Origin of the sequence: uncultured Jatrophihabitans sp., from assembly GCF_964246335.1 — a bacterium.
Taxonomy (GTDB): domain Bacteria; phylum Actinomycetota; class Actinomycetes; order Mycobacteriales; family Jatrophihabitantaceae; genus Jatrophihabitans.
The window spans coordinates 4,099-12,861 of the sequence record NZ_CAXTQF010000061.1; the positions used below are offsets into that span (position 1 = coordinate 4,099).

The 8,763-nt window shown below is 72.9% G+C and carries 9 protein-coding genes; all 9 read right to left on the reverse strand.

The genetic code is table 11. From position 1 onward, the window contains the following. Positions 1-256: 256 nt before the first annotated feature. Positions 257-436 carry a hypothetical protein gene (locus ACFFCN_RS15085; protein ID WP_375492918.1) on the reverse strand — a complete coding sequence of 60 codons (180 nt, stop codon included), beginning with the start codon at positions 434-436 and terminating at the stop codon, positions 257-259. A gap of 49 nt (positions 437-485) precedes the next feature. Further along, complete coding sequence (locus tag ACFFCN_RS15090) at positions 486-1,628, reverse strand: MSMEG_0565 family glycosyltransferase (RefSeq protein ID WP_375492945.1); 1,143 nt, start codon at positions 1,626-1,628, stop codon at positions 486-488. A 5-nt stretch (positions 1,629-1,633) separates the two neighbouring features. Beyond that, on the reverse strand, positions 1,634-2,464 hold the full coding sequence (locus tag ACFFCN_RS15095) for a carbon-nitrogen hydrolase family protein (RefSeq protein ID WP_375492920.1): 831 nt from the start codon (positions 2,462-2,464) through the stop codon (positions 1,634-1,636). Next, positions 2,464-3,696 (reverse strand): MSMEG_0569 family flavin-dependent oxidoreductase, encoded by a 1,233-nt coding sequence (locus ACFFCN_RS15100; RefSeq protein WP_375492922.1) that lies wholly within the window; start codon positions 3,694-3,696, stop codon positions 2,464-2,466. Before ACFFCN_RS15100 ends, ACFFCN_RS15095 begins: the two co-directional genes overlap by 1 nt. Further along, on the reverse strand, positions 3,693-4,538 hold the full coding sequence (locus tag ACFFCN_RS15105) for a carbon-nitrogen hydrolase family protein (protein ID WP_375492924.1): 846 nt from the start codon (positions 4,536-4,538) through the stop codon (positions 3,693-3,695). The genes ACFFCN_RS15100 and ACFFCN_RS15105 overlap by 4 nt, the downstream gene beginning before the upstream one ends. Further along, positions 4,535-5,932 carry an MSMEG_0567/sll0787 family protein gene (locus ACFFCN_RS15110; RefSeq protein WP_375492925.1) on the reverse strand — a complete coding sequence of 466 codons (1,398 nt, stop codon included), beginning with the start codon at positions 5,930-5,932 and terminating at the stop codon, positions 4,535-4,537. Before ACFFCN_RS15110 ends, ACFFCN_RS15105 begins: the two co-directional genes overlap by 4 nt. A gap of 7 nt (positions 5,933-5,939) precedes the next feature. Continuing rightward, complete coding sequence (locus ACFFCN_RS15115; protein WP_375492927.1) at positions 5,940-6,998, reverse strand: MSMEG_0568 family radical SAM protein; 1,059 nt, start codon at positions 6,996-6,998, stop codon at positions 5,940-5,942. Between the two features lie 90 nt (positions 6,999-7,088). After that, complete coding sequence (locus ACFFCN_RS15120) at positions 7,089-7,619, reverse strand: MSMEG_0572/Sll0783 family nitrogen starvation response protein (protein ID WP_375492929.1); 531 nt, start codon at positions 7,617-7,619, stop codon at positions 7,089-7,091. Positions 7,620-7,649: 30 nt separating this feature from the next. Then, on the reverse strand, positions 7,650-8,483 hold the full coding sequence (locus ACFFCN_RS15125) for an amidohydrolase family protein (protein ID WP_375492931.1): 834 nt from the start codon (positions 8,481-8,483) through the stop codon (positions 7,650-7,652). Between the last annotated feature and the right edge of the window lie 280 nt (positions 8,484-8,763).

An 8,763-nucleotide genomic window follows, 5' to 3' on the forward strand; every position in this document is an offset into this window, starting at 1 on the left:
GCCCCCCGGGGGGGGGGGGCCCCCCCGCGCGGGCCGCCGGGGGGGCGCCGGGGGGGCCCCTGCCCCCCCCGGGGGCGACGAACGCGTCCTGCACGACGTCCTCGGCGAGGGCGAGGTCGCCGTCCAGGCGGCGCGTGATCGTGGCCAGCACGGCGGCGCGCCCCGCGCGGGTCCCCCCCCCCCGCCCCCCCCCCCCCCCGCGCCCCCCCCCGGCCCCCCGGGGGCCCGCCCCGGGCCGCGACGATTTCGGCACCGCTCAGCTCAGCTCGTCGCCATCCGCCTTCGCGAGCTCGGTGTCAGTGGTGGTGCCGTCTTCCTCGCGCTTGGACACCTCGGCCCACTTCATGTCACTCGACGTCTGGTCGTTGACTTCCTTCACCATCTCTTCGTCGCTGATTCCCTCGCCGGCCGGCTTGGTCTCGCCGCTCTCGGTCATCGCACACCTCGTCACTGTCACCGCGCCCGCGGCGCTCGCGGGCCTCGTGTCATAACGACCTACCCGCGCGCAGGAGTGGCGAACCGGTGACGGGCGGCACCGTCGCGTTCGTCACGCGCTCGTACACCGCGAGATGGGCCTGTGCGGCGCTCGGCCACGTGTGCTCGTACGCAAGGACGCGACCTGCCGCGATCCGGGCGGCGTCCGGCCGCCGGGACGCCGCAGCGATCGCCTCGGCCAGACCGGCCGGGTCGTCGGCGAAGGCGGCAGCACCGCGGAACACCTCACGCAGGACGGGGAGATCGCGGGTGACCACAGGCGCCCCGGCAGCCATGGCTTCCATCGCCGCCATGCCGAACCCTTCGTTCACCGACGGGAATGCGAACACCTCGGCCTGCGCGACGAGCGTGGGCAAGTCGTCGTGCGGGACCGGGCCGAGGACCTCGAGCCCGACGCCGAGCTGCGCGGCGCGGGCGAGGACGGTCTCGCGGTACGCGCGGTAGTCGAACAGCGTCTCGCCCCCGGCGACGACGAGGCGCAACGCCGGATCGTCGCGCTGCACCGCCGCCATGGCCTCGACGAGGTCAGCAGTCCCCTTGCGCGGCTCGATGCCGCCCACGGCGAGCACGTAACGACCCAATCGGTGCGCCCAGCGCTCACGACCCGCGTGGTCCGTTGCCGCGGCGGCGAATCGGTCGGCGTCGATGCCGTTGGGGATCACGTCGGCCGCGATCCCCCACCCGTCGTGCAACTGCGCGGCGACGGCGGCCGACACGCAGACGTGCGCCACCGGTTCGACGATCGCCCGCTCATGACAGGCGGCGAGCTGCGGCGTGGTGAATGCGTCGAGGTGATGCACGGTCCGGATGCAGCGCGCGACGGCGTTGGCGCTGATGCAGTCCTGGGCGTGGACGACGTCGTAGTGGACTTCGTAGGCCGCGAACGCCGCGCCGAGCACGTCGATGGAACGCACGATGCGCTCGCCCACCGGCTCGTCCGCGCGTTCGGCGAACGGCACGAGGCGCACACCGACCTGCGCTGCCACCGGCCGGAAGAACCCGGCATCGCCGCCGCGCGCCAACGACCAGACGTCGACCTGCGCGCCCAGGTCGGCCAACGCCTCGGCGAGCGCGAGCGTGTGCACGACGCCGCCGCGCGGGCGGGTCGAGTAGGTCAGCAGGGCGACGCGCACGCCGCTCACTTGTCCAGGTAGAGCTCGGGTCGGCGCTCGTGCAGATGCGAGAGCACCAACCGCGCGCGGTCGATCTCCGCGTCGACGTCCAGCTCCGCGACCGCGAGTCCAGCCTTGGCCCAGGTGCGCGCCAGCACGTCGCCGCCCGGTCCGACGACCTTGGCCTGCCCCAGGAACCGCAGGCCGCCGGTGACGCCGGTCTGGTTCGACGACACCCATACCACCTGGTTCTCCGCCGCCCGGGCACAGTCGTAGAGGTCGAACAACCGCGACTGGCGATCTTGGGTCAGCCGCGGCGCGCGGGCCGTCAGGCTGGCCGGCCACGCCGACAGGCAGGCGATCACCCGCGCGCCGTCGAGCGCGAGCGTGCGTGCCGTCTCGGGGAACGTCTTGTCGTAGTCGATCAACATGCCCAGCCGGCCGACCGGGGTGTCGAACGCAGCGATGCGGTCGCCGCCGGCATAGACCAACGCTTCGCCCGGTGGTTGGTGCACCTTGCGGTAGCTGCCCAGGACGCCGTCGCCGTGCAGGCAGACGGCTGCGTTGTAGCGGCGGCCGTCATCGAGCTCGGAGTACCCGAGGCAGACGACCATGTCGCGGGCGACGGTGGCCACCGCGCGTAGCTCCGGGGCGTCGGCGGCCAGCGCGGGCGGCAGCGCGTCGGGATCGGGTGAGCGCAGGTCGGCGAGGTAGCCGCCGAGCGCGGCATCGGGCAGCACCACCATCGCGGCGCCCGCCTTGCGCGCGGCCTCGATGACCATGGTGATCCGCTCCACCGCGCGTGGCAGGTCGCGGCCGAAGTGCGCCGCCGCGGCGGCCAGGCGGACCGCCGTCATCAGCGTGCGGCGAGCAGCTCGGCCACGACGTGCCGGGCGTCGCGCTCCAGGCCGGCGAAGCGGCCGGAGCCCCACGTGTGCAGCCACGGCAGCCCGATGAACGACAGTCCCGGCACCGGTGTCACGCCGCGCAGGTGCACGGGATGTCCGGCGCCGTCGAACACCGGCGCATGCAGCCAGCGGTAGTCGCGGACGAAGCCCGTTGCCCACACCACGGCTGCGAGGTCGGCGGCGGGCAGCGGCGCATCGCCGGCGTCGGGCGGCGCCCACACCGGCTCGTACCGGCTGGGGCCGCTCGGCGTGTCGAGCGCGTGCGCTACCACGTAGTCGTCGACGAGCTCGTTGATGCCGTTGTAGACCGCGTCGGCGGCGTCGAGGTTGGCGGCGAGGTCCGGCGCGAAGTGCACGTGCCCGGCCTGCACACCCAGCAGCCGACCGTGCAGGGTCATGCCGTCACGGGCGAACGCGCGCAGGTCGATGTCGTGGCCACCGTCGCGGCCGGTGACGTAGTGGTTGGTGCGGTCCTGGGTGCGCTCGGCGACCGGCTTGTCGGTGACCGGCTTGTCGTAGTGGCCGGTGTCGTGCATCCAGGCGATGACATCGCGGCCGCGGTAGCGGCGGGCGAAACGTGGCGCGGCGCCGACGGCCAGGTGCACGTCCCGGCCCGCGAGCGCGAGGTCCTCGGCGATCTGCGCACCGGACTGTCCGGTGCCGACGACCAGCACCGGACCGGGCGGCAGCTGCGCGCTGTTGCGGTAGGCCGACGAGTGCACCTGCACGACGTGCTCGGGCAGGTGTTCGCCGACGCGCGGGATCCTCGGCGTGTGGTAGCCACCCGTCGCCGCGACGACCTGGCCGGCGGTGATCGAACGCTCGGACGTCTCGACGTCGAAGCCGCGACCGTCCGCGTGGGCGCGCACGGATGTCACGGCAGTGTGCTCGCGCACCGGCGGGTCGAACGACGCGGCGTACCCGGCCAGCCACTCGACGACCTCTTTGCCGACCATGAACCCGTCCGGGTCGGCCCCGGCGTAGTGGTAGCCGGGCAGCCGGCACTGCCAGTTCGGCGTCACGAGGCAGAACGAGTCCCAGCGCGCATCCGCCCAGTTGTGCACGATCGTGTCGCGCTCGAGGACGACGTGGTCGACGCCCGCGTCGACGAGCAGCCGGCTGACCGACAGGCCGGCCTGGCCGCCGCCGACCACGACGACGTCGTGCTGCTCCGCGCTCATGCCCCGACGGCCGCTGCGTAGACGTCCGCGCGCCGGTCGCGCAGGTGGAACATGCCGCCGCGGGCACCGGCGAGCATGGCGTCGAGGTCGACCTCGGCGTGGGCGATCCCGGGCCCGGTGCCGGTGGTAGCCAGCACGTCGCCGCCGGAGTCGACGATCTTGGCCGACGCCACGAAGCGCAACGAGCCGAACGTGCCGGACTGGTTGGCCGACACCCACAGCAACTGGTTCTCCAGGGCCCGGGCGCGGTCGAACAGGTCGAACCGGCGGGTCCACCGGTCGTCGGCCAGATCCGGTGCGGAATGGGTACGGGCCGCGGGCCACGCCGACATGCACGCGACGATCTGCGCGCCGTCGACGGCGAGCGCACGCGCCGCCTCGGGGAACGCCTTGTCGTAACAGATCATCATCCCGAGCCGGCCGACCGGGGTGTCGAACGCGGCGAAGCGGTCGCCGGCCGCGTACGACGCTCCCTCGCCCAAGGGCTGGTGCACCTTGCGGTGCACACCGAGCACGCCGTCCCCGTGCACGGCGACGGCGGTGTTGTAGCGCGTCGTCCCGTCGGCCTCGCACAGTCCGGCGGTGACGACGAGGTCGGCCGCGCCGGCCAATGCGGCGAGTCGGCGCACCTGTGGCCCGTCGACGTCCAGGGCCGGCGGCAGCGACACGTCACCCGCGCCGTCGAGGTTGGCCAGGTAACCGCCGAGCGTCGCCTCGGGCAGCACGACGAGCTGCGCGCCGCGCTCGCGGGCCTGCCCGAGCAACGTCTCGATCCGGCCGAACGACTCGTCGAGGTCACGGCCGAAGTTCGCCGCGACGGCCGCGACGCTGAGGGTGCTCATGCCACACCCAACCCGGTGACATCCGCGCCTACGGCCGGAGTGACCGCACCGTCCGGCCAGCGCAACGACACCCCGCCGTCGGCAACGAGCTCGCCGCAGCTGCGGCTGTGCACGAAACCGGGACGGCGGACGGGGCGATCCGGCCGGTCGGTAGTGATCATGGCCCAGCCGGGGAAGCAGCCGAACCAATCGGCCCGGGTCGCCGCGGCCGGGGTGGGCACGTCGGCGACGTCGAGCACCGCGCCGCACCCACTCGACTCGGCGAGCATGCCCAGCGTGCCGACGAGCCCGGCCATGCTGACGTCCTTCGCCGCCGCCGGCGCGGTGTCGGCGACGACCCGGGTGAGCGCCCGAAGTTCGTCGGCGGTCCGCGTCGTCGTCGAGTCCCACTGCCGGCCGGTGTGCCCGTGCCGCCAGCCACCGCCGAGATCGGCGGTGAGGGTGACGGTCTGCCCGGGACGGCCGCCGCCGGCCGGCACCGGGTGCACCGCGCGGCCCAGCGCCGTGACCGACAGCGCGGCCGGTGTGCCCAACTGGGTGTGGCCGCCGAGCACCGGAACACCCCAGGCCGCCGCTGCGGCGCGCAGGCCGGTCATGACCCGGCTGGCGAACGACGCGTCGCGGGCCGCGAGCGCGTCCAGCAGACCGACCGGCTGCGCACCCATGGCGGCGAGGTCGTTGACGTTGACCAGCACGCCGCACCAGCCGGCCCACTCGGGCTCGCGTTCGACGAGCGCCGGCACGATCGCGTCGCACGCGGCGACAAGATCACTGCCGGGTACCGGCGCGCCGTCGTCGCCGACGAATCCGTCGCCGCCGAGATGCAGACCGTCGAGCAATCCGCCGAGAACCGCCTTCGTCTCGCGCACTTGCCCGGCGAACCGTTCGACCGGCCAACGCATCTGCACGTGCGGTCGACCGGCGAACTCGCGATCGCCGACCCGTTGCCAGCCGAGCGAGGTGAAGAAGTCGGCGTTGACCGCCTGCACGCACGCCTCGAAGCGCAGCGCGCCGAGTCGCTCGGCGTGTGCACACGCCGCACGCACCAGCGCGGCGCCGATGCCGTGCACCCGGCGCGCACGGACGTCGACGACCAGGCGGCTGCCCTGCCACCAGCCGATGTCCGGCTCGTGGGCCGGCGCGAGCCGCACACCGCCGAGCACGGCGCCGGCCGTACTGCGCGCCACGAGGACGACGGTGCGCGGGTCGTCGTCCACGTCGTCCCGGTCCGAGCCGTCGAACAGGCCCTGCTCGGCCACGAACGTGGCTCGGCGCAACGCCGCGTAGGCGTCCACCGAGGCACGGTCGGTGGCGATCTCGACCGACCAGGGCAGCGTGTGTGCGGGCAGCCGGCCGGTCAGCACGTCGCCGAGGGGTATCGCTTGCCGGGTCATCGCCGGCTCACCCGCCCGCACTCGGCAGCGCACTGCAGGCACCGCATGCGGCGCAGCCTGCAGCCTGGTCCGCGCCGCGCATGCCGGCCGCGACGAGCTGTTCGGCGACGCGGTCGGTGATGTCGGCGACCAGCCATGCCGGCGGCGGGGCGACGCGGTCGACGTCCACGGCGAGCGTGCCGGCGATGGGCCGGAACGGCACCACGAACGGGTAGACGCCCATCTCGATCAGCTCGCCCGCGCCTGCGACGAGCTCGTCCGGGTCCTCGCCGAGGCCGACGATCAGGTACGTCGAGACCTGGTTGCGGCCGAACACGCGCACCGCCTCGCGCCACGCGGCGCGGTACTCGCTCATCGGCACGCTGCCCTTGCCGGGCATCCACCGCCGGCGCACGTCGTCGTCCAGCGACTCGACGTGGATGCCGACGCTCACCGCGCCCGCGTCGCGCAGCTCGGTCAGCACCGACAGCTCGGCGGGCGGCTCGATCTGCACCTGCACCGCAAGCCCGGGCACCGCGTCCGTGACCGCCCGCACGCAGCGGGCCAGGTGACGGGCACCGCGGTCGCGGCCGGCCGACGTGCCGGTCGTCATCACCATCTGCGTCACGCCGTCCAGGCGCACCGCGGCCTCGGCCACCTCGGCCAGCTGCGCGGGTGTCTTGACCGCCGTCGTGGTGCCCTGCGCCAGCGACTCCTCGATCGCGCAGAACCGGCACCGCTCGGCTTCGTCGTAGCGAATGCAGGTCTGCACGACGGTCGTGGCGAGCACGTGCGCGCCGTGCAACCGGGCCAGCTTCTCGTACGGCACGCCGTCGGCGGTCGCCAGATCGTAGAAGCGCGGGCGCTGCACCGGCACGACATCGAGGCCGAGGTCCGCACCGTCGACGAGCAGCCGGTCGCCGCGCACGACGAACTTGCTCTTCTCGACGATCGGCAGCGCCGTGCCCACACCGCCGAGCAACACGTGTCCGTCATCGGACGGCCCGGCACCGGCGCGGCGGCGGACAGGAGCGTCCACCGCCACACCGTGCTCGGCGAGTTCGGTCCGCAGGGACAGTGACGTCATCGACGCACCTCCAACCCCAGGTGATCAACAGCGGTTTCTGGCCGCCCTGGCGACCGCAACCTGCTGTTGATCAACGATGGTGTCATCGGCTCAGACCATGAAGTTGGACTGGATGATCGCGCCCTTGTTGGCGTAGTGGATCACCGCGTCCTGGACGTCGAGTGCGTGAGCGGGGATGACACCCTCGATGAGGTCCTCCTCGCGCATGCCGTGCAGCGCCATGCCGAACCGGCAGCAGTAGACGGTGCCGCCCTCGTCGATGAACGCCTTCAACGCGTTGTTGATGTTGTTCTCGCCGGGGAAAGCGTCGTCACCGGTGGTGGGGAAACCGCGGTTGGCGTTGCAGTTGATCGCCCCGGGTCCGTAGAAGTACAGGGCCGTCTCGAAGCCCTTGCGCAGCGCGCGGGTGGCCTGCAGGATCGCGACGAAGCTGACCGACGACTCGTGGGCGATCGCGTGCACCAGGCCGAGCCAGGCCTGCCCCTCGGACGCCTGGTAGTCCGGGAAGACCTTCGTCCCGCCGTAGAGGTTGCTGCCCTTCGACAGCGACGGGTGCGGGATCTCCGCGCGGCTCTTCTCGGCGTTCTCGGCGACTTCCGGGTCGGCGATGGTGGTGGTCATCTCTCGCTCCTTCGATGGGTGGGTTTGGGGTCAGTCGTAGAGCGCGGCGAAGTTGTCGGTGAATACGCAACGGGCCAGTTCGCTGTCGTCGGTCGCCGCGATGAGCCGGGCCAGCTCGCCGGCGTGGTCGCCCCACGGCTCGTCGCTCGCGAACAGCACGCGGTCGGCGCCGACGCCACGCCGGTCGATCTCGGCGGCCAGCCAGCGCGGCGCGAACCCGATCGCCCAGCTGGTGTCCGTGTACACGCGCTTACCGGCGGCGATCCAGTCGAAGAACTTGCTGCCGATCAGCTTGATGTGCCCGCTCATGCCGCCGCCGAGGTGCACGAGGTGGATCCGCACGGCATCGGCGTACCGGTCGACCAGCGTGCCGATTTGATCGATGTCCGAGGCAGCGCCGGGCGACGTGTGCACGTGTACGGTGAGGTCGTGCTCCCGGGCGGCGGTGAAGATCGCGTCGAGCTGCGGGCGGCAGTCTTCGTCGTCGGGCGCACCGCCGAGCAGGAAGGTCGTTTTCAGCGCCCGGACGCCGTGCTCGCCCGCCAGTGCAAGCGCAGCTGCGTTGAGGTCGGCGTCCTGCGCGCGCGGCGACACGTACAGGCCCGCCACCACGCGGTCGTCGCGCTGCGCCGCGTCGAGCACAAGCTCGTTCAACGCGAATGTCTTCGAGACGTCGGGCACGCCGTAGTTGGGCAGCAGGAGCGCCCGTTCGGTGCCTTCGCGATCGAGGTCGGCGATCAGCTCGTCGATGCCGGCGCGGGCGGAGATGTCGGGGTTGACGGCCGGGCCGCCGTAGAACGGATAGGCCGGGAGGACGCCGAGGTGGCGGTGGCCGTCGGCCAGCGCGGTGCGCGTCGAACCCATGCATCGAGCGAACGCCGCGGCGGTGTTGGCGTGGTAACCGTCGGAACAAGTCCGTGTTTCGAGAACGGCGCGAATGTTTCAGCGCAGCGAAGTCGCCCGGTCGTTCGGCACTGGCGGCCGCGTGTCGGTCCGCGGGTCGATGCCGCGGCCGAGGACACTCAGGAGCTATACATGAACGTGGGGCCCGGGGCTGTTTGAGATGGCCGGGGCCCCCGTAGGCTGGCCCCCCCCCCCCGTGCGCGGCGGGCGCCGCCCGGGGCCGCCCCGCGCGTCTCCTTCG

Bases quoted from the DNA above. Each gene is read 5' to 3' on its own strand.
- ACFFCN_RS15085 (WP_375492918.1), bottom strand. From the start codon at position 436: ATGACCGAGAGCGGCGAGACCAAGCCGGCCGGCGAGGGAATCAGCGAC.
- ACFFCN_RS15095 (WP_375492920.1), bottom strand. From the start codon at position 2,464: ATGACGGCGGTCCGCCTGGCCGCCGCGGCGGCGCACTTCGGCCGCGAC.
- ACFFCN_RS15100 (WP_375492922.1), bottom strand. From the start codon at position 3,696: ATGAGCGCGGAGCAGCACGACGTCGTCGTGGTCGGCGGCGGCCAGGCC.
- ACFFCN_RS15105 (WP_375492924.1), bottom strand. From the start codon at position 4,538: ATGAGCACCCTCAGCGTCGCGGCCGTCGCGGCGAACTTCGGCCGTGAC.
- ACFFCN_RS15110 (WP_375492925.1), bottom strand. From the start codon at position 5,932: ATGACCCGGCAAGCGATACCCCTCGGCGACGTGCTGACCGGCCGGCTG.
- ACFFCN_RS15115 (WP_375492927.1), bottom strand. From the start codon at position 6,998: ATGACGTCACTGTCCCTGCGGACCGAACTCGCCGAGCACGGTGTGGCG.
- ACFFCN_RS15120 (WP_375492929.1), bottom strand. From the start codon at position 7,619: ATGACCACCACCATCGCCGACCCGGAAGTCGCCGAGAACGCCGAGAAG.
- ACFFCN_RS15125 (WP_375492931.1), bottom strand. From the start codon at position 8,483: ATGGGTTCGACGCGCACCGCGCTGGCCGACGGCCACCGCCACCTCGGC.